The organism is Collimonas fungivorans (genome assembly GCF_001584145.1).
Taxonomy (GTDB): domain Bacteria; phylum Pseudomonadota; class Gammaproteobacteria; order Burkholderiales; family Burkholderiaceae_D; genus Collimonas; species Collimonas fungivorans.
Genome location: NZ_CP013232.1, coordinates 516,429 through 536,218, shown reverse-complemented (window position 1 = coordinate 536,218; position 19,790 = coordinate 516,429). Strand labels below are relative to the sequence as shown.

19 protein-coding genes and 1 pseudogene are annotated in these 19,790 nt (G+C 50.6%); 10 read left to right on the top strand and 10 right to left on the bottom strand.

Going from position 1 to position 19,790, the window contains the following annotated elements; translation table 11 throughout:
- Positions 1–12: 12 nt before the first annotated feature.
- Both CFter6_RS02305 and CFter6_RS26610 read right to left on the bottom strand, forming a co-directional pair.
- Positions 13–501, bottom strand: coding sequence for a transposase (locus tag CFter6_RS02305; RefSeq protein WP_417924817.1), 489 nt, complete (start codon positions 499–501; stop codon positions 13–15).
- 13 nt (positions 502–514) lie between these two features.
- Positions 515–667, bottom strand: a complete 153-nt coding sequence (locus CFter6_RS26610) for a transposase (RefSeq protein WP_150118596.1) — start codon at positions 665–667, stop codon at positions 515–517.
- A gap of 387 nt (positions 668–1,054) precedes the next feature.
- On the opposite strand from CFter6_RS26610, the gene CFter6_RS25405 reads away from it, so the two are divergent.
- From CFter6_RS25405 to CFter6_RS02265, 8 genes are all read left to right on the top strand, one after another.
- Positions 1,055–1,606: a hypothetical protein gene (locus tag CFter6_RS25405; protein WP_150118595.1), complete on the top strand. Its 552-nt coding sequence runs from the start codon at positions 1,055–1,057 to the stop codon at positions 1,604–1,606.
- Positions 1,607–1,621: 15 nt separating this feature from the next.
- Positions 1,622–3,181, top strand: a complete 1,560-nt coding sequence (locus tag CFter6_RS02295; protein ID WP_150118594.1) for a fatty acid desaturase — start codon at positions 1,622–1,624, stop codon at positions 3,179–3,181.
- 125 nt (positions 3,182–3,306) lie between these two features.
- Positions 3,307–4,545 (top strand): 3,5-dihydroxyphenylacetyl-CoA synthase DpgA, encoded by a 1,239-nt coding sequence (gene dpgA, locus CFter6_RS02290; protein WP_335340298.1) that lies wholly within the window; start codon positions 3,307–3,309, stop codon positions 4,543–4,545.
- A gap of 53 nt (positions 4,546–4,598) precedes the next feature.
- A complete protein-coding gene (dpgB, locus tag CFter6_RS02285; protein ID WP_167351336.1) occupies positions 4,599–5,294 on the top strand; it encodes an enoyl-CoA-hydratase DpgB in 696 nt (231 codons plus the stop codon).
- Positions 5,295–5,361: 67 nt separating this feature from the next.
- Positions 5,362–6,705, top strand: a complete 1,344-nt coding sequence (dpgC, locus tag CFter6_RS02280) for a (3,5-dihydroxyphenyl)acetyl-CoA 1,2-dioxygenase DpgC (RefSeq protein ID WP_150118593.1) — start codon at positions 5,362–5,364, stop codon at positions 6,703–6,705.
- A 40-nt stretch (positions 6,706–6,745) separates the two neighbouring features.
- Positions 6,746–8,143 (top strand): aminotransferase-like domain-containing protein, encoded by a 1,398-nt coding sequence (locus tag CFter6_RS02275; RefSeq protein ID WP_082814988.1) that lies wholly within the window; start codon positions 6,746–6,748, stop codon positions 8,141–8,143.
- Positions 8,115–8,942, top strand: coding sequence for an enoyl-CoA-hydratase DpgD (gene dpgD, locus CFter6_RS02270; RefSeq protein ID WP_061538573.1), 828 nt, complete (start codon positions 8,115–8,117; stop codon positions 8,940–8,942). The genes CFter6_RS02275 and dpgD overlap by 29 nt, the downstream gene beginning before the upstream one ends.
- A gap of 182 nt (positions 8,943–9,124) precedes the next feature.
- Entirely contained in the window at positions 9,125–9,538 is a 414-nt protein-coding gene (locus CFter6_RS02265) for a hypothetical protein (protein ID WP_061538572.1), read from the top strand.
- Between the two features lie 250 nt (positions 9,539–9,788).
- Here CFter6_RS02265 and CFter6_RS02260 read toward each other — a convergent pair whose 3' ends face one another.
- The 8 genes and pseudogenes from CFter6_RS02260 to CFter6_RS02235 form a co-directional block, all read right to left on the bottom strand.
- Positions 9,789–11,459 (bottom strand): MFS transporter, encoded by a 1,671-nt coding sequence (locus tag CFter6_RS02260; RefSeq protein WP_061538571.1) that lies wholly within the window; start codon positions 11,457–11,459, stop codon positions 9,789–9,791.
- Positions 11,460–11,517: 58 nt separating this feature from the next.
- The gene (locus CFter6_RS02255; RefSeq protein ID WP_082814537.1) at positions 11,518–12,345 is read right to left on the bottom strand and encodes an amidohydrolase family protein; all 828 of its coding nucleotides are present in this window, start codon (positions 12,343–12,345) and stop codon (positions 11,518–11,520) included.
- Between the two features lie 8 nt (positions 12,346–12,353).
- Complete coding sequence (locus CFter6_RS26660; protein WP_150118592.1) at positions 12,354–12,494, bottom strand: alpha-hydroxy-acid oxidizing protein; 141 nt, start codon at positions 12,492–12,494, stop codon at positions 12,354–12,356.
- Positions 12,495–12,503: 9 nt separating this feature from the next.
- Positions 12,504–14,057 carry a hypothetical protein gene (locus CFter6_RS02250; protein WP_061538569.1) on the bottom strand — a complete coding sequence of 518 codons (1,554 nt, stop codon included), beginning with the start codon at positions 14,055–14,057 and terminating at the stop codon, positions 12,504–12,506.
- A gap of 379 nt (positions 14,058–14,436) precedes the next feature.
- A pseudogene (locus CFter6_RS24755) lies at positions 14,437–14,658 on the bottom strand (RraA family protein); the annotation flags it as partial.
- Positions 14,659–14,836: 178 nt separating this feature from the next.
- Positions 14,837–15,211: a LacI family DNA-binding transcriptional regulator gene (locus CFter6_RS26740; RefSeq protein ID WP_061538568.1), complete on the bottom strand. Its 375-nt coding sequence runs from the start codon at positions 15,209–15,211 to the stop codon at positions 14,837–14,839.
- A gap of 10 nt (positions 15,212–15,221) precedes the next feature.
- Entirely contained in the window at positions 15,222–15,458 is a 237-nt protein-coding gene (locus CFter6_RS24750; RefSeq protein WP_269465641.1) for an ATP-binding protein, read from the bottom strand.
- A gap of 474 nt (positions 15,459–15,932) precedes the next feature.
- Positions 15,933–16,856, bottom strand: coding sequence for a LysR family transcriptional regulator (locus CFter6_RS02235; RefSeq protein WP_150118591.1), 924 nt, complete (start codon positions 16,854–16,856; stop codon positions 15,933–15,935).
- A gap of 106 nt (positions 16,857–16,962) precedes the next feature.
- On the opposite strand from CFter6_RS02235, the gene CFter6_RS02230 reads away from it, so the two are divergent.
- Together CFter6_RS02230 and CFter6_RS02225 are read left to right on the top strand one after the other, a co-directional pair.
- A complete protein-coding gene (locus CFter6_RS02230) occupies positions 16,963–18,393 on the top strand; it encodes an MFS transporter (protein ID WP_236904495.1) in 1,431 nt (476 codons plus the stop codon).
- Between the two features lie 69 nt (positions 18,394–18,462).
- Positions 18,463–19,644, top strand: a complete 1,182-nt coding sequence (locus tag CFter6_RS02225) for an alpha-hydroxy acid oxidase (protein WP_061538565.1) — start codon at positions 18,463–18,465, stop codon at positions 19,642–19,644.
- Positions 19,645–19,790: the final 146 nt, after the last annotated feature.

Genomic DNA, 19,790 nt, shown 5'->3' with positions numbered 1-19,790 from the left:
TCAGGAAGACAGCTAGAGCAGTGTTGCGATGCCAGCAGGTCCCTTGCGCAGGCGCTGCACCGGCAGCTTGTTCAAGGCGCCGAGCATGTTGGCGAGATCGCTGCTGGAAGGGCGCAATACGCAAGCCAGCAGGTTCTGCCCGTAAAATGTGTACAACGGCAGATAGCAATAGTTATCGTAATAGCTATGGAAATGTACCTTCTCCTTGGCACCATTCAAGGGGACGTGAGTGGTGTCAACGTCGAGGATCAATTCCGTTGGCGCCGGGGAATTGCCGGCGGTGAATTGATCGAGCAACATATTGCACAGGACAGCCGTATGGGCCGGTGTGGGCGCACGCTCCAGGCCGCTCAGGGTAGCGCCGACGTCAGTTCGCCGATGCGGCACGACCGTTTGCAAGGCGAGCTCGCGGCGCAGCACATTGTGGTCGCACACGCCTTCCCAGCCGCAACGCAATCCGTAGATGCGTTGCGCGAGCAAGTCGCGCACGCTGTGGGTAATTAGGCCAAGGACATCAGGTATCGGCGAACACGCGCGCGACGGCGTCGGTCAAGCCAATGCGCCGGTTGACCTGGAGAAGCAACAGAACTCCGCCTTCGCTGACGAGCTTGCCGCCGTCGAAGGCCACTTCTATGGCGCGGCGTCCGAGCCGTTCTAATTGTGCAATTTCATTGGTACAATTTTGGCATCAGCGGCCCCTCGTTGTGATTGACGTGAGAACCTATGACAACGCGCTTCGGCACGGAATCGTCGACCTCTTCTTATGATAGAGGGTACGCAGTTCTACCGATATCCACTACCTATCCGTGCGGATGTCATTTCCGCTTCTCGTGCGCTAGACTATTTTCGTTGACGTATTCAAGGTGCGCCGTTCAGGTCATGTTCAATTTCCGTCTAAGCCTTATAAACCACACCCAACGCATGGAATTTGAGCGAACGCTCAACTGTCTTGCGACGATATTCACTTGTGTGCGCCGTATATGCTAGACCTTCCACAACTCATTCGCGTCCTCGATTCAATCAAAACTGACGTTGATGCCGTAGTACAGCAGGAGTGCGAAGTCAATTTGATGATTTTCGCCTTCAGGGCGACATTCAAGAATGGAAAAATACGCTGCTACGTGAAGAATATCCAGAAAAACAGAAAACGCCGGAATTCGCTTCACGCTACAAGTCGAATTATGATTGCCCAGCCTGGAAAGACAGTCGAAATATGCCGCCAGGCCACCAGGATCCAGAGGCCGTCATGATGATCGCGGACCAGCCGATTGCTTCAAATGAAAAGCTAGTGCGCCGATGGCCGACCTTGCTGCAATGGGGAACGACATGCTATGCGCCGCCGCATACAAGGTCTACGGACGCTCACGTGACAATATCTCGCCGCGGCCTGGCATCAGAGTGTATCGGCTTGCTTGATACCATATTCGTCCCGAAAGGGCTCTCGTTGCTGGTCACGCAACCAGAAACGCAGATTCAGGTCCGATTCAAAGCTGAAGCCCCATTGCGGCTAACAATCGAGATGCCGACCATCACAAAATTGAACCGCCAACTCGCGATAACAACCGGCGACCGCCCAACTAGACAGAAAACGAGTCGTGCGAGATGAATCTAGAAGCGTTGTATGAAACGCATTGAAAGAACGTCAACAGAGGGCGATATGAGCATACTTAATTCAGATACACAATGTAGTGACACTGTAGGGAGTTCTATCGCGAGTGGCGATGGCCTCGAAAGCCGCATGGGCCGCTTGATAAATGGGGGGCATAGCCTCTTGGCCATACTATACGTCATTTTCTATTTCATCTGCGAGCGCTTATCGGGGATGGTATATGGTCCAGCGCTGATCGCGGAACGACTCTTTAAATGGAGCAAATTGGTATACGCAGCGCCGACCATCGCGCTCATTTCGGCCTCAGCGCTGACGACCTATGGCGCAGCGCACGGCATGGCGCTTGCCGCAGATTACGGGCCATTGGCGCTGTTCGCCGCCGCATTGATGTGGCTGATTTTGCTCGCTGTGGTCAGCTTCTCCTATTTTACAATGACAGCGCAGTTGCCCTCGCTCGACGCGATTCAGGCGCGCGTAGAAAAGGCATGGCCACAACGCTGGTATGCGCGGCACTTGGCCAAGCCCGTGGACGCACACTACATTTTGATCATCATTGCGAACTCCCTAGTAATGTGGCCGGCGCTTGCGGCTTTGCTATGGCCAGGTGGGTCGGCGGTATGTGGCGTGGTGTACTACGTAATTGCACTAATGACTATATCTCGCTCACACGAAGAGCTAGACCATAACGATATACACAATCACTTCTTCAACGTACGACACATGAAGCCCGGTGCGGCCAAGGTGGTTGTGTGGTTAACCGGAAAGTATTTGCGATTGATCTTAAATCCGCTTTGCAGCAGGATCCCCCATTTCTACCGCGTACACCACGTGTATATGCATCATGTTGAAAATAATAGCATTAACGATCTGCAGACGACCGCCTACCTAGATCGAACCAGCTTTATCGACTTTTGCACCCACTCATTAAGACTCGCCATTAGCAACAGCTTTGGCGTGGATCTCTATCGCTACTTAGACGAGCGTGGAGCCAAAAAGCATACGCGCTTACTACTGTTAGGGTTGGGCGGGTGGTTTCTGGGAATCGCTCTGATCGCGGTCTATAGTCCATTTGCTGCAGTGATCATTCTCCTCGTTCATTTTCTAGGGGCCGTTCCAGGCGCCATCAGCACTTATATCTGGCACGGATTCATTGATAACGCACATTGCGACGACGTCTATCGCAATACGATCAATGCGGTCTCCCCCCCCGGCACCGCTGTATTTGGCTCATTGCACCTTAGGCATCACCTGAAAGGCGGCGAGCACTGGACTCGTCAGTACCAGTTATCGCAAGAAGATAAAGACAAATGTGAACGCAATGGTGCGCTACTACTGCGGCCAATGCGTGGCCCTCTTTTGCTCCGAGCGTTATGGACAGGAAGTTTCGATCTGATTGCCGATTATGTTGTATCCATTGGCGCCGAGCCGAAGGACAAGGAGCGTACAAGCGCTCTCCTGAAGGAAAGAACCAGGCCGTTAGTGGTCAGGCCAAGATCCCCTGCCTGGCAAAGGCTAGATCAGACGCTCGGAGGAGTAGTTTCCAGATACGTCATGCTCGGGGCAGGAGATTGAACGGGTTTGTTACAACTGGAGAGGTTGCTTTGCAGATTTTCCTCCACGTTAGCGTAGGGGCAGACAACCCATGTTGGCAATAATCCAAAAGCTTTCGAATAGAGGTTGACCTCAAACTTGAACCAATGCCACATAAGCATGTGACTGCCTCAAGTCGCATTGGATTTTCCCTTAACATAGTTTTTTTATCAAATAACGCATTTAAAAATGCCTGCCCAACGATGAGCGAAAAATTACCTGTATCAGTAGCAGACGGAGGTAGGCGAGCGTCAATAGTAGGAGTTGGGACTGCCAATCCAAAAAACTCATTCACACAGGACGAGGTGCTTGAGGCGTTCGGCATTGAGGACCGGCGAATCCGACTAATGTTTCGAAATAGTGCAATCGGACGGCGGCACCTTATCTTGCCGCCAAAATCGGTGAGTGGTCAGTATTTAAATGAAACACAGGGCGATTTACTTAGAAAGCACAGTGACTGCGCCTTGGAAATTGGCGCTAAGGCAATCCTTTCAAGCGTGCAGAGCGCTCAGGCGACACTCGCTGATATTCACTATCTATGCTGTGTAACTACTACTGGCTTTTTGACTCCGGGATTGAGCGCCTTGATGTGCAAGAAACTCGGCCTGAACTCGAATTGCGGTCGTCTTGATATTGTAGGTATGGGCTGCAATGCCGGACTAAACGGGCTAAATGCGGTCGCCTCCTGGAGTCTGGCGAATCCTGGCAGGCTGGCGATCATGCTGTGCGTTGAGATATGTTCGGCTGCGTACTTTGTCGATGGCAGCATGGAAACAGCCGTCGTCAACAGTTTGTTTGGGGATGGTGCAGGTGCCGTGGCGCTGACTACTGCAGGTGATTTTGACGCTACTCGTTTATGGGGCAAAACAACGAATAGGCGCGATTTCGACCGCAACGGCGTCACTTGTCCGGAGGTGATCAGATTTGCGAGTTGTGTTGTCTCAGACACGATCGATGGAATGAAGTTTGTTTGGGATGACGAACACAATAAGTTCAATTTCATGCTCGCTCAAGATGTTCCCTATATCGTTGGTGCCAACGTGGAAGCTGTGATCGATAGATTACTTGGGGAAGCCGGATTGCGCCGCAGTGAAGTTGCGCATTGGGTTGTGCACTCTGGTGGCAAAAAGGTAATCGACACTGTCAAGATAAACCTTGGCCTTACAACCCATGATCTACGTCACACCACCAGCGTATTGCGCGACTATGGAAATATGTCGAGCGGATCCTTTCTTTTCTCATTCGAACGCCTAATGCAGGAAGAATGCGTTCGCCATGGCGATTTTGGAGTCATGATGACAATGGGTCCAGGCACCACAATCGAAACCGCATTGCTACGATGGTAGTCAATATTTACGTTAAGTTGGAAGCCAACCTAACGTTATGTTTAGGAAAAAAATTGCATACTAATAACCCAACTCTAGTGCCCTTGGGCCGCACCGTCAACTACGTTGACCTAGATCTTTCGTTCGGATTGTCGGAAACCCTGATCGCGACCATTCATCACGCGTGTGATCAAATCGAAGGCGAGGGGTGCGAAGGAGTCTTGACAATCCATCTCAAAGGCAACGGTTGTGCGGATATCACCACAAATCCTGGTGACCCAGTCGAGGTCCACAGAGTAAACGCATGGAATCGTGCTTTACGTCGTATTGAGCGGGTTGAAGCGACGACAATTTCGGTGGTTGAGGAAAGTGTCAATAGCCTGGGATTGGCTGTCTTATTGACCACTGACTTTCGGGTTGCTTGCGTTGGAGTCGAATTTGGCTTGAACTACTCAGGAGGGGGTATCATGCCCGACATGACTCTATTTCGATTAGTCAATCAAGCCGGCACCGCTGCGACTCGTCAATTGTGTCTATTTTCTTCCAAGATTTCCGCGGTCGAGGCCGAGCAGTTGCGCCTGATAGACAAAATCTCTGAGAACACGGCCGCGTGTGTGGAGAGATTTCTCAGGGAGCGCGACGTGATGGACGCGGCCAATCATTGTGTCCGGCGTCGACTGATCAGCGAAGCATGCACCGCCAGCTACGAAGATGCAATTGGCCGGCATTTGGCCGCGTCTGATCGTTTCTTGCGAAACATCAAGCCTTAATTAAACACCACGTGAGTCTGCACATATTATTTCCTTGGTTTTGTTCTTCAAATGCGAGACAAATGCGATGCAAATCAAAGAACTAGCAACGTTGAAATTGGAGATAAATCAATGGTTGACGAGCTTTGATAGCGGTTCAGCAGCACCAGACCAGGTGGCCGAAGTACTATCCGACTACCTTTTGACAGGTGAGACCATTCTTAGCCATCTCCCAGAGAAAGACAAACGAGACCCAAACCAGCAAGAAGTTGCCGACACGATTCATCGGAATAGCCGAAACGCCCGTGCCACATTCATGCGCTCGCACGCGGCATGGGCGTATGACGTATTAACCTGCAATCGGACGCTTCGTCCGGGATTGAATGAGCTGATCGATGCCGCAGCAGCTAAATTCCCTGGCCTAGTGCCAACGCGGGTACAAATGGAGCGTGAAAGTCAATGCACTCAACGCAACAAGGAAGCGCGTGAAATTGATCAGGGTATTTTTTTTTCTGCAATATTTTCCGAACCTCGAAGTGGAATCCATCTTTTGGAAAGCATGCGTATGCCGAGTGCTCGAGCGTTGTCTTTACTGGATCGATTTAGGCAGGTCGGATCGTTGCGTCTGGACACAATCCTCATCGAGCGAGTTGGTACTACTGCCCACTTGACCGTGCATAACGAGGCTTGTTTGAACGCCGAAGACGATCAGCTCATCGCTGACATGGAGGTAGCGGTCGATCTTGTGTTGTTGGTCGACGACATTCGTGTTGGCATATTGCGTGGTGCGCCAATGACACATCCCAAATATATTGGTAAGCGCGTCTTCAGTGCCGGTATTAACCTTAAATTATTGCAGAGCGGAAAAATCTCGTACATAAACTTCCTGCTGCAGCGTGAAACAGGATACATCAGCAAGATTTTGCGTGGACTTTACTTCAAGAACCAGCATCTGGAGTGGGACCCGCCGACGATGGAGAATGCATGGATTGCCGCAGTTGATACCTTCGCTATTGGCGGAGGTGCCCAGCTCCTGTTAGTGTTTGATCACGTAATTGCCGCCTCGGATAGTTACTTCAGCCTGCCCGCGGCTAGGGAAGGAATTATTCCTGGTGTAGCCAATCTGCGTCTGACACAGGCTGGAGGAAGTCGCGCTGCCCGCCAAATCATACTGTCGGGGCGAAAGCTGTGGGCAAAAGATGAGGACGCTCGTATGGTATTCGACGAAGTGGTAGATCCGTCAGAAATGGATGCGGCAATCAATGCTGCCGCAGCCCGATTGAATAGCGCTGCCGTTATTGCCAATCGGCGCATGCTTGTTGCCTCCGACGAGCCGCTGGAACGATTCCGAAACTACATGGCGGAATTTGCGCTTGAACAAGCGCGACGACTTTATAGTTTGGATGTTCTCGACAGAATTGAAAGGGCCTAAGTATTGCCAGCCGGACATTCTAGTCTATACGAGACGGATTATGACAAGCCAACTTCAAGCAAAAACTGGATGCCTTGACCGCTTAGCCCTGCATGGGTCCCTACGCGATCCGATACTCGACTCCATTAACTTTCTCAATGAAGTGATGGACCGATTTCCTCAAGCGATATCGTTTGCTCCCGGCGCCCCCTATGCCGGCTTTTTTGAAGGCACAGACATCGCTGCCCACATTGAACGGTATTGCGACTATCTCGCAACAGAAAGAAAATTCTCGCCTGAAAAAATCCGAAAACACCTGTATCAATATGGCCCGAGCCGCGGGCAAATCAACGACTTGATCGCCCAAGCGCTCTTTACTGATGAGGGCATCGAAGTGACGGGCGAATCGATCGTAGTTACGGTTGGGTGCCAAGAGGCGATTTTGTTGGTGTTACGCGCCTTGTGCGCAAGCAAGAATGATGTCGTCGCAGTAGTAAATCCGTGCTTTGCGGGAATCGCAGGAGCGGCCCGCCTGCTCGACGTCGAAATCCTGCCGGTTGAAGAAACAGAGCAAGGTTTTGATTGGGCTAAACTTACGTTCGACTGTCAGCTACTTCGACAGAGTGGCAAGCGCGTGACTGCAATGTATGTGGCACCGGACTTCTCCAACCCTTCAGGGACAGTACTTAGCTTGAATGCTCGGCATGAATTACTTGCGTTTGCCAAGCATGAGAATTTCGTCGTCTTGGAAGACAACGCCTATGGCTTCACCGCATCGTCTGACACCAAGTTACCTACGTTGAAAGCTCTCGACAATGGTCGCCAGGTAATTTATTTTGGCACATGTGCAAAGACATGCATGCCAGGGGTGCGCGTGGGTTTTGTGGTAGCAGATCAACTTGTTGTTGACGGGAACATATCACTGGGAATATTGGCTCATCAGCTGGCCTCTCTCAAAAGCATGGTGACAGTGAATACATCTCCGATTTGCCAGGCAATCGTCGGAGGTATGCTCCTCGAAAATGGCTGTTCGATTTCGGCCTTAAGCGCACCGAAAGCGAGCTTCTATCGCAGCAATTTAAGCTATTTACTAGCAGCGCTGGACTTGCACATGCGTGTCGGTTCCGAGCCGATTAACTACATCAGTTGGAATCAACCGCAGGGTGGTTTTTTTGTTCGGATGAAATTGCCTGTGATCGTTGACCTCGCTCTTTTGGACTATTGCGCCAACAAATACGGTGTCTTATGGACGCCAATGAGTTTCTTTATGGTGGGCGAACATAAAAGTTATGAAATACGGCTGTCTTGCAGTTACCTCGACCCGAATCAAATTGACGAAGGGGTACGGCGATTAGCCAGGTTCGTACGCGACGAGCGTGTGCGTGGAGTCGCTCCTGAGCACGTGCCGACACAACAGGAGATACCACCTAATGCCAAGCAATCAGTCAGTCACCGTTGATACAACAGAGCCCCGTGTGCTTTATGAAAAGCGTGGGCGCGTCGCACATATCACGCTCAATCGTCCAAATTTGTTGAATGCGATGGATGTACGAATGCATGAAGAGCTTGCGGACATTTTTGACGATTTCGAAAGCGACGATGATCTTTGGCTTGCCGTATTGACCGGGTCCGGTGACCGTGCTTTTTCGGTGGGACAAGACTTGAAGGAGTTGGTCGCCCGCACTGCAGCAGGTATTAGGCCCTCGAGCTTCGGCAGCAAAGGCGCGCCAGGGTGGCCGCGTCTCACGGAACGATTCAACCTGAGCAAGCCAATTATTGCCAGAGTGAATGGGTTTGCGCTCGGGGGCGGGTTTGAGCTTGCCCTGGCTTGTGACATCATTGTTGCTAGCGATAATAGCGTATTCGCTTTGCCAGAGGCGAAACTGGGTTTGATAGCAGGCGCAGGAGGAGTGTTCCGGCTGACACGGCAGTTGCCGATGCGCACAGCGCTTGGTTATCTCATGACAGGCCGGCATTTCGGTGCTGCGCGCGCGTACGAACTCGGGCTGATCAACGACGTTGTCTCCAAGAGCCAGCTCGACGAGTGCGTTGTAGGGTGGACGGATGATATTTTAAGGTGCGCGCCCTTATCGGTCCGATCAATTAAACAGGTTGCGCTAGTTACGCGGGAACTTCCATTGCCGGAGGCTTTTGACCGAAGTTACCAATGTGAAGAAGTACGCCGCAACAGCGACGACTGCAGGGAAGGACCTTTGGCATTCGTGCAAAAGCGACCTCCCCAGTGGAAGGCACGCTAGCTGCTATTGAATTTATACGCGGCTTACGTGAAGTGTAGTAATACTGACACATACGCAGATCCAAAGATTTCCATATTATGTCGATTTGCATCGAAAACTGATAATCATCTGGCCGCCCTCCCTTCGCAAGCGCCGAGCAGTAAAGTCATGGTGCGAACCTCAATTTACCTAGGAGAACGGCGATGTTATTTTGCGGCATAGACCTTCATTCGAACAACTGTTTCGTCGTCATCGCCGATGACGACGACAAGGTTCTGTATTCAAGGCGCCTGCCCAATAATTGGGATCAGATTTGCGCAGCACTGGATCCGTATTGGACGAATTTGTTCGACTTGGTCGTGGAGTCGACCTATAACTGGTATTGGCTTGTCGATGGATTAATTGAAGCGGGCTATCCATCGTACCTGGCCAACACTACTGCGATCAAGCGACACGATGGTCCAAGCAACGTGGGGATGAATCGGATGCTCGCCATCTTGCGCATATTCTCCGGCTGGGATTGCTACCTGAAGGTCATATCTTGCCGCAGGCTACACGTGCAGTTCGCGATCTGGCGCGCAAGCGTATGCAGCTGGTCCAGCAACGTACGATGCTGATCGTTTCGATCGAACCCGTCTGGTGCAGCAAACCGGAGGGCGTCTCTCCACCAACGATGTGAAACAGTTAACCGGTGCACATGTACGTTCGCCAGGCAATGGAGGGAGGATCAAACTGACCGGGTCAATTCAGCTAGCAAACGAACACCACAGCCTTAGTCACCGGCCCGTGCGGCCTCGTCAGTGACGCTCAATGCCAAGAGAATAATTTGGAAAGCGATGCCATTGATGACGCCGGCGATTTCTTAGTCTAGGTCTTCTCTGACTCCACGCCAACGGTGTTCAGCTCTACATTTCTCGTTTCCGGCAAGAAGAATGTACCTATAATGAGAGCAACACCCAAGACGACAATCGGGTACCAAAGACCGTAGTAGACGTTGCCGTTGGCAGCGACCATCGCAAATGCTGTCGCAGGCATGAAACCTCCGACCCAGCCCGCACCAACGTTGTAGGGCAACGAAATAGCTGTATATCGAATTCGACTCGGAAAGAGTTCGACCATCCATGCACCTATTGGGCTGTAGACCGCGGCATAGAGAATTAACAAAAAGGTGACGATGGCAATTAACATCGGCTTATTAATCTCACTAGAATTAGCGCTCTTCGGGTACCCCTGGGATGTTAACGCCGCCTTCACTTCACCCTCGAAGGCTTTCTTCTTCTTGTCGAAATCGCCGTCACTCATAGAACGGCCATCAAACGAAGCTATGACCTGCTCTCCGATTTGAACCGATGCGGGAGTGCCTTTGGCTACGGACTTTCGCTCATAACTAACCATCTGGTCGGATAAGACGCCGTGTGCAACATCGCACGAAGATTTGAATTTCTTGCCCGCCAGGAGCGCAAATTGGAAAGAGCATTCTTCTTGGTCAGCCGAAATCACTACCGGTGACTTTCCCTGGACATCTTCAAGCACCCTATTCCCATAGTGCGTCAGACCGTGAAATGCTGGTTGAATGGTAAAGATAGCAATAAGCGCCCCGCACATCACCACCGGCTTTCGTCCAATACAGTCGGAAAGCCAACCGAATGCGATGTACGCAGGAGTAGAGATTAGCAAGGCGATAATGACAATCTCGTTAATAATAACTGCGTCAATTTTCAAGGTCTTTGCCAGAAAAAACTGCGTGTAGAACTGTGAGGTGTAAGCCATTACCCCAACCGCCGCAGGACCTCCAAGAGCGATAAGCACAGCTAACTTGATGTTGGAGGCGCTCCCGAAGGCCTCCTTAATAGGACTATTCGATACCTTTCCAGCGGCCTTCATCTCCGCAAACACAGGAGACTCCTTCAACGTCATGCGAATCCACATTGAGATACCGAACAAGACCAGAGACAGAAGGAATGGCAACCTCCACGCCCAAGCACTGAAAGCGTCTTCGCCAATGGCGGTGCGAACGATGAAAACCACTGCAAGTGCCAAGATGATACCCATCGCTCCCATGGCGTTAATCCACGAAGTATCTTGTCCACGACGGCCTGGTGGCGAATGCTCAGCTACATAGACCAGTGCCCCGCCATACTCTCCCCCGGCAGCTAAGCCTTGCAGAACTCGAAAGGCAATCAAGATAATTGGAGCAGCGACACCTAACGTTTCATAGCCAGGAAGTAGGCCCACAAAGAAGGTGGGCAATGCCATCAGAATGATCGTAATTAGAAAGGTCGCCTTACGACCAATCATATCGCCCAAACGCCCAAATACCAGTGAACCAAATGGGCGGCCGATAAATCCTGCTGCAAAGGTGAGAAGAGCAAAGATGAAGCCGGTGGATTCACTCACTCCGCTGAAAAAGTGTTTGGCTATGACTGGCGCGAGCGTGCCGTACAAATGAAAGTCATACCATTCGAACGCGGTCCCTAAAGAAGACCCTAACAAGACTTTCCTCCGCTCGGACGACGTCACTTTAATTGTCGATGCCATATCTCTCCCTTATCTCTCATTTATAAATTTATATTTTTTAACTTCGAATCAATCGCGACTACGTAGACCTTGGAAAGCCATACAGTTCTTCGGAGTTCCCTACGAAAATTTTTTGAGCCACATCATCACTCGGCATCAGGTCCGTAAAGAATCGCAACATTTCTTGGTCGTCCTGTTTTGCGGCTTCCGTTACATGAGGCCAGTCGGTGCCCCACACCAACCTATGAGAAAAGTGCCGAATAAGTCCGCCTACAAATTCCGAAATGTCACTGTATGGCGCGTCTTGAGCACTCGCAAGATAGGGGGCGGAGAGCTTCATCCATACCTTTTCCGAATCTAGGAGACGGTAAATCGTGGCTTCAGTCTTCTCCCGAACATCAGGTTGCGATGCGAGACGGCCGATGTGGTCTATTACTACGTTTGACCTAAGCGACAGCAGCCGCGATTCGGCCTCAATAAACAAATCTGGTCTGGCGTGAAACTGAATGTGCATTCCCCGTTCATGCATTCGTTTGTCCAGTTTTTCCAGCATGTCCATACTCGTCACGCCGTTCTGAACCTGATTGAATCGGACTCCTCTAACACCGTTGAGGTAGAGGCCTGAAAGTACCGATTCCGTTATATTGCCGTTCACGACTGCGACACCTCGTGCCCTATGCGTACCTACCTCTCTCAAGCTCTGCAGCAGCAAGGAGTTGTCCAACCCATATATAGATGGCTGAACGATGACAAATCGGCGGCTGCCTATTGCGTTCTGTATTTGTTGGTAGTCCACAAGTGACGCAGGTGGTGGTCTAAGAGATGCATTTGGGATGACCGAATAACTGGAGTCAAACAAATGCATATGACAATCGCAAGCATCTTCTGGTAGCACCTGGTAGTTCATGGATAACCTCAACGACTGCTGCAAATATGATTTCTGGTGATTCCCGGTAAACTGGTCACCGCCAGCAATCCCATATCTCGCTTCACCTCTTGCTTTATCAACTCCAACGCATGACTTACACCAGCCTCTCCGCCAACGTACCCTGACAATGCCCGAACTCATCTTCTTGCTGTAACAGAACCATAATTTTTTGCGTTCTTACTTAATTCATGTAGCTTGGCGAGGAGCGACTCCAACTTATTCACACAGATTTGTAACGAAGCGAGGTGTTCATGGGAATTCTCTATATTTCCCTCGTTGTTTTGAAGCGCGAGAATCTGGATTATTGGATGAAGAACGTGAAGCGGGATGTGAAGATCATCGGAAATCGAATATAAGCTGTTTTCCAATTCAAGGATGACGTGTTTAAGCAGGGCAGTCTGCTGCTGCACTCTTTGTTCCAGTTCGTTGATCAGCGCGACCTGATATATCTCAGAGGTTTCCAACTCATCGATGAGCCGCTTTTGTTCCAACTCGAATTGTTTTCGCTCGATGCCGTTGTCACGCAGCAGGCAGATAGCATTGAAGATTTCGCCAAGCTCGTGATCACATTTCGATTTTGAAACCTCGATGTTCAGGTCTCCCCGCGCCAGACGAATTAACGACTGGGAAATTTCGGACAGAGCATGAATAATGCGACGATGAATGACGGAAAAAATGAGCGTGACAGCCAGTACGATGAAACCATCGACCAGACTCCTTTCGATTAAACGCCTGCGGGCATTCAATGTCTCCGTCTGTGCGTCCTCTAAGGTAATAGAAATGAAAACATCGCGAAGTTTGACAATCGACCCCATGCCCGGTACATAGAGAGCTGCGAACTGAGCCGTATCAATGTTGTAAGGACGTCGCTCGTAGGAAAGTTTTTCCATGCTTGTGGCAAAATTAAGACTTTTACCGAAGTAATGCTCCTCCATCTCCCCAACTGCCATCACGATGCGAGGATCGCTGTTGTCTTGTCTCGCCTGTAATTCAATCAGCGAACGTAACTCTTCAATGCGGCCACGCAATATTTGTATAGCTTGGATCTCGTTAGGTCCCATGGGCTTTTGGTCCGTTAGAGCATACGTGAATTGGGAGCCTAGACGGCCGGCACAATCACGCAATTCACTAGCTAATTGCGCCGCTGAAATGGCATTGGGCAATTGCCCGTAAACTTGATTCGCTTTTTGCATTAACAGGGTTACTGTTTCAGTGGCAGCCGGGATTACGTCAAACATCGAATGAACTGCTTCGGTCATGATTCGTTCCTGGGTTCGCTCACGCTTGGGCAAGTGGGCAACTCGGTCGACGTCATAGCGTGCCTTATGAAGCAGAATTTGTGTCTTATTTAGCGCTTGCTCGACATCACTTCCATCCAGTTGTGAATTGTATGCCAGCGACTCCTTGAGTTTTGCAATGGCAGCGTCGCTGGCGGCGCGAGCACTGTTCCAGCGTTCTCGCTTGACGGGATCCGGCCGATCTTCGTCACCAAGCAAGCCATTGGCAGGGCCGCGTTCGAATGAAATTTTTTCGACTACTATCATGGCGTCGTAAATAAATTGGACCGCATACGGTTTTGCCTGCGCAGACTGATAAATATGCCACTGTTCAATTCCCAAGGTGAACAGCATAATGCTGATCAAGAGGATCATTGAGACAGCTGCAACTGGAACGAGTTTTATCAGCTTCATTGGTGAATCACCACAGAATTGATAAACCTCTCTTGGCAGGAATACGACTGAAAGCCGCCCTGGTTCGACGCTGCATGACACAACCCTGGCCGCATTCCAATCTGTTGCGTCACTGTTTTAGGGGTAGGACGCCTACGATGAAAAGACTTTATATCGTCACCTGTCCATTCGGGCTTTTCTGAATGCCGAGCTCTTGCCTTTTGTAAAATTCGTCTGGTGGGCATTAAATGTCTCCATTCATTTGCGTCTGATTTGGCTTACAGGCTCTATTGAAAATGGAGTGGTTGATATCCGGCAGTCTTTGGCATCCGGCGAGACAAATCCCAGTGGTTGCGATGCGCAACTTTCCGGCTAACCGGAGAATTAGTCGCTTTGGTTGTCATGGTTGTGGGCACCAAAATGTAACGTCCACGATATCGTCTTCATCACCGACAATCAGATCACACGGCTGAATCACTTGCCCTCCTACCGTCGCTGGGACGTTGATCTGACCTAGGCCATTTTTGAATGGCCCACGATGTCCAATTGCTCTGGCATAGCATGGAAAATCTACTGTATAAACCGCGGCAGTATCACGGACTGCGGCGTCGAGCACGAACCCGACGCAATCTCGCTGCTACGCGCATAACTACCAAAGCATTGGAGGTTTTCTATTTCCATCAAGGTTTTATGCATTGAACATTTATCGATAGCTGAATAATAGGATTGGACGATCAGCAAAAAAAACGATATTAAATTATGTATTCACATTACCTAAAGGAATGTAATTTAAACCTCACTCAATTAAAGACGATAAAATATTTTTTTATAGAAACTAAATGCCTTATATTGGACCGATACGCGCAAGTGGCTTTGCTGCGGCCGTCAGGAAGCTGAACATTACGCAATCCGGTTAATAAAAGTAATCTCGATACCACCACGCCATCCGTATGCGAACGGCAGGCGCGCTGATTGCACCCGGTGAAGTTCGGCCGGAAGCCTAGCGCCTCGATGGCTTGACTAACCTTGCCGGCGGTATCGACGCTGACCGAGTCCGGCTGGTTCAGCAGACGCGAGGCGATGGCGATGGAGACGTTGGCTTCAAGAGCCACTTGCTTGATGGAAGGACGCATAATGCAACCCGCGATGTAAACGTTTACATCTTGCCAGCGCATTGTTACGCGCTCATGACTGTGTCACTGTCTGGCGGGTTAAATTGATTGGAGTGTTATTGCCCGCACCTGAGGGCCTTAGCGCGATGACGTTCTCGCGCTTATCAATCCATTCACAGCGCGCCAGCTCCAGCACCAGGGATTTGTTCAATGTTGGTATCGCCATGAAGTCGAAAGTATTCAGACTCTTGCCCATCGGAAACTCGGCTAACCGAATGCGTCGCTCCATCGTGCGGCGTTCGCGGTCGATACCCGCATTCGATGTGATGCCGGCTGACGCCGTGAATGTTTTCTACGTGGATGAGCCGCCTGACCGCCGTGAGCTAATCGTTGACGTGCCCGATTGGCAGGAGCGCGTGAGCTGACATGGTCTATTCCAAAGAAGACTTTGATCGGGTGAGTGTCAATTCGGTCTCGCAGTTCCCCGAGCTGGCGACGTTATACAAAGTGGGTGATCTGAGGCTGCCGAACACCACCATAAGGCGACTCGCGTCTTCCCGTAAGGGTATCCCCCGCCCACCGTGACCAGTGATTTTATTGCTGTGCCGGTTTAAATCATAGCGACCCACAGCGCCCGAAATACGGCGCTGCGAAGACGCTGACGCTTGAAGCGAGGAAATGCCGAGAGAAAGAGTTCCATCTGAGGGTTGAAATGTCACCCCGCCTACAGCGTTTAACGGGCAGGACGTAGATCGGTAAACGCGAGCGAAAGTCATTGCCGTCATTAACCCAACGGAGCACAGTATGGTTCAAAGATTCGCAAGGCTTGTTCTGTGAAAGTAGTTGGCTGCATGTGGGTAAGCTTGTAGCAGATGTAATCGGGAGGACTGTCAGTTAGTTCTCTTACTAAATATTCTCCCCTCCTTCTAGCTTCCTCAGCAATCCACAACGGAACAATCGCCCATTGCGCGGGATCCTGCAGCAATGAAATCAGCAGATGTCCGGTGTCCAGTTTGATTCGAGAAGGCGCCAAGGGATCCCATAGCTGGTCATGCCAATGCTCAAATGCACTGCTCCAGGGGATAAATAACTCTTGCTGCGGATCCAGATCTTGCGGCCGCACCAGTGCTCCATCGACGTGTCCGCCGCCTGCAATGCTGAGAACCACCATTGGTGTGGAAAAAAATTGCTGAACGTTGACATTGCTGTGCAAGCGTTTCCTAAGCGTGAAGGCGACATCAACCTGTCGGTTCTCCACCTCTGTGTACATTTCATCGGAATGCAGCGTACGAATCTCGATTTTTAGTGACGGCTGCTTTAAGTGCAATGCCTTATACAGCTGAGCTAGTACGAACACATTAAGGCTATCGACTGCAGCAATGACTAACGAGAGCGTGGGTCCTTGCGACTTAAGAATGTTTGCTTCTCTGAAAAGCAAACTCCATTGCTCCGCAAGTTTAAGAAATGCTTCGCCAGCAGGTGTCAAATGCATTTCGCGCACCCCCTTGTTGCGCTCAATCAAGAGCATCCCCATTTCGTCCTCAAGTGCTTTAATCCGCTTGCTCACCGTCGTTTGGGCAATATTCAACTGTGCAGCTGCCTTGCTCAAGCTACCTGTACGCACAATCGCTAAGTAAGTTTCCACTCCCTGGCCATACATTCTCTGTCCTTTTAGGTTTGCCTGAATACAAACGCGGCCAAAAACCATACTAAACTCAATAGCACCAATACGACTATTTTATAGTCAAATTAATCGTTTTGCGAATTTTTTACTCTATTTTAAACTCGCCATAAATCATTAAAAAGCCTCCGCCATGCAGCGGAATTTGTACGGCAATAAAAAAGGAGACCAGGAAAAATCGCTGCCCGCCATCGATTCTCCGTCCTCTCCTGTATACAATAATCAAGGAGACAACCCAATGAGTGCTATACCCGCAAGTCATGTGCCGATCAAACGGAGCAATTTTCGATGGGTGGTCGCAGGATTAATATTTTTGATTTACACCATCGCGGCAGCCGATCGCGCCAACATCGGTGTAGCGCTGCCTTTCATCCGCAAAGAATTTGCAATGACGAATACCCAAGCAGGCGCCTTGTTGAGCCTCTTTTTGCTTGCATATGCATTGGCTCAATTGCCTTCCGGTTTCGCCACGAGCAGGTTCGGGGTACGCAAACTATTTTCCGTTTCGATGATTCTCACCTCGGTATTCACTGGGCTGATTGGCAGCTCGTCCTCGATTCTGATGCTAAAAATCTATCGATTCGGCTTGGGGCTGGCCGAAGGACCGCTTCCTGTCGGCATTACAACAACCATCAACAACTGGTTCCCGCCGCATGAAAAGGGTACCGCGGCAGGAATTTTCCTGTCAGCGGTGAAGTTCGGACCGGTCATTGTTCCGCCGATTTGTGCAGTGATTGTCGCAATTTGGGGCTGGCGCGAAATATTCTATTTCTTTGCGATTCCGGGTATCGTACTCGCCGTCATCTGGTATTTTTTTGTTACGAATCATCCCTCGGAGAGTCGTCATTGCTCCCCCCAGGAGCTCGCTTACATCACAGGTTCCTCTGAAGCGGTGACGGCAAAACAGAGCCAGCGGCCGATTCGTTCGATGAAACTACTGGACCGTCTGATCCGCGCGAAAAAAATCGACTTGTTAACCACTAACAAAAAAGTCTTCAAATCGTGGAATATCCTTGGCTGCTCGCTCAGCTATTGTTTTCAGCTTGGGATATCGAACGTCCTGCTTGCCTGGATTCCCACTTACCTGCTGACCGTCAAAAAATTCTCCATCATGAATATGGGGTTCGTTGCTGCAGCACCCTGGGTCGGCGCAGTTATCGGCAATGTAATGGGCGGGTTGTTGTCTGATCGTTTTTTGAATAAGCGTCGCAAACCGGGCATGATGCTATCGGCTCTGGCCACCGCCGGCATGATGTATGCACTCATCAACTCCCCAGCCGATCCAGTGCAATATGGCGCGCTGCTTTTTGTCACAGGAATTTTGTTAAGTCTTGGGTTCTCAGCCTACATGGCTTATTCGATGGGCGTGACGACGAAACAAACCTTTCCCGTTGCCAGTTCTGTGGTCAATATGGGCGGACAATTGGGTGGCGCGCTTGCACCTTTTGTCACGGGAATGCTCCTTGATTCTTATGGATGGGATTACGTGTTTCTATTCATGGCAATCGGTTCGCTGATGAGTTTCCTAGTGCTGACAACGATCGCTGAACCCATCAATGACTGATCAAGTCAGCCAATACGGTTCTGCAATCTTCATCAATATCTCGTCAAAGTATTCTCAGGAAAAGCCGCAATGAATCCATTCACGAGCGCGGAAAATCGTCTTGCGCAACTGCTATGCCTGGATGATTTTGAGCGCGCAGCCAGGGAATTTTTGCCACGTCCGATCTTCGGATATATCGCGGGTGCGGCAGAAACCAATGCGTCACGCGATCAGAACCGATCGGCATTCCAGAAGTATGGATTTATTCCGAAGGTATTGGTCGACATCGCCACAAGATCCCAATCCGTCTCTTTGCTGGGAAAGACCTATGCCGCTCCTTTCGGCATTGCGCCTTTAGGCCTTAGCGCCTTGTCAGCATATCGTGGCGACATAATCCTGGCAAGGGCTGCAGCAGCGACGGGCATTCCGATGATCATGAGCGGATCGTCTCTTATCCGGCTTGAAGAAGTTGCCACCGTGTCTAAGAATTCCTGGTTCCAAGCCTATCTTCCCGGCGACGAAGCGGGCATTGTGGCGTTGATCGAACGGGTGAAAAGGGCCGGTTTCGGTACTTTAGTAATTACAGTTGATACACCGGTGGCAGCCAATCGCGAGAATAACGTGCGCGCAGGTTTTTCCACGCCGTTACGGCCAAACTTGCGTTTGGCGCTAGAAGGCATAACCCATCCGCGTTGGCTATTCGGAACGTTCTTTCGCACCCTGGCAAAGCATGGGATGCCTTACTTTGAAAACAACTACGCAAGCCGCGGAGCCCCCATTTTGTCGCCGAACGTGGTGCGCGATTTTTCTGACCGAGGACATCTGACATGGAAGCACGTCGAAATGATTCGTGCAATCTGGCAAGGTGATCTGGTCATTAAAGGCATTCTGAATCCTGCAGATGCCGCGGCTGCGTGCAAAACGGGCGCCGATGCCATCATAGTTTCCAACCATGGCGGTCGCCAGCTCGACGGCGCCATAGCACCATTACTCGCCCTCCCAGGAATTGTGTCCGTCTGCGGCAAAATTCCGGTCATGATGGACAGCGGTATTCGGCGCGGCACAGATGTTCTCAAGGCATTGGCGTTGGGTGCGAAATTCGTTTTCATTGGACGCCCTTTCGCTTATGCGGCTGCAGTTGGCGGTGAGGCTGGTATCAAGCGCGCTATCACGATTCTGGCTGAAGAGATTTCCAGGGATATGGCCATGATGGGAATCGACACTCTAGACAAAATGCGGCGCGAACAGTTATTTACCTTGCCGTGTTGCTAACGCCGGGGCTGCAACCCGCCTACATATTTATTTGAAAGGATTCGACATAACGCTACTGCGAGATAAATTGAAACGCTATGGCATGCCGCAGCAAAAAAACCAAGGATCAATGAGAATAGTGATATTTCCCGCTCGAACAAACCTGT

Excerpts from the sequence above, each read along its gene's own strand:
- dpgA (WP_335340298.1), top strand. The coding sequence starts at position 3,307 with ATGCCACATAAGCATGTGACTGCCTCAAGTCGCATTGGATTTTCCCTT.
- CFter6_RS02230 (WP_236904495.1), top strand. The coding sequence starts at position 16,963 with ATGCAGCGGAATTTGTACGGCAATAAAAAAGGAGACCAGGAAAAATCG.
- CFter6_RS26740 (WP_061538568.1), bottom strand. The coding sequence starts at position 15,211 with ATGCGCTGGCAAGATGTAAACGTTTACATCGCGGGTTGCATTATGCGT.
- dpgC (WP_150118593.1), top strand. The coding sequence starts at position 5,362 with ATGCAAATCAAAGAACTAGCAACGTTGAAATTGGAGATAAATCAATGG.
- CFter6_RS02235 (WP_150118591.1), bottom strand. The coding sequence starts at position 16,856 with ATGGTTTTTGGCCGCGTTTGTATTCAGGCAAACCTAAAAGGACAGAGA.
- dpgD (WP_061538573.1), top strand. The coding sequence starts at position 8,115 with ATGCCAAGCAATCAGTCAGTCACCGTTGATACAACAGAGCCCCGTGTG.
- CFter6_RS02295 (WP_150118594.1), top strand. The coding sequence starts at position 1,622 with ATGAAACGCATTGAAAGAACGTCAACAGAGGGCGATATGAGCATACTT.
- CFter6_RS02265 (WP_061538572.1), top strand. The coding sequence starts at position 9,125 with ATGTTATTTTGCGGCATAGACCTTCATTCGAACAACTGTTTCGTCGTC.
- CFter6_RS02225 (WP_061538565.1), top strand. The coding sequence starts at position 18,463 with ATGAATCCATTCACGAGCGCGGAAAATCGTCTTGCGCAACTGCTATGC.
- CFter6_RS02250 (WP_061538569.1), bottom strand. The coding sequence starts at position 14,057 with ATGAAGCTGATAAAACTCGTTCCAGTTGCAGCTGTCTCAATGATCCTC.
- CFter6_RS02255 (WP_082814537.1), bottom strand. The coding sequence starts at position 12,345 with ATGAACTACCAGGTGCTACCAGAAGATGCTTGCGATTGTCATATGCAT.
- CFter6_RS02260 (WP_061538571.1), bottom strand. The coding sequence starts at position 11,459 with ATGGCATCGACAATTAAAGTGACGTCGTCCGAGCGGAGGAAAGTCTTG.
- CFter6_RS02275 (WP_082814988.1), top strand. The coding sequence starts at position 6,746 with ATGACAAGCCAACTTCAAGCAAAAACTGGATGCCTTGACCGCTTAGCC.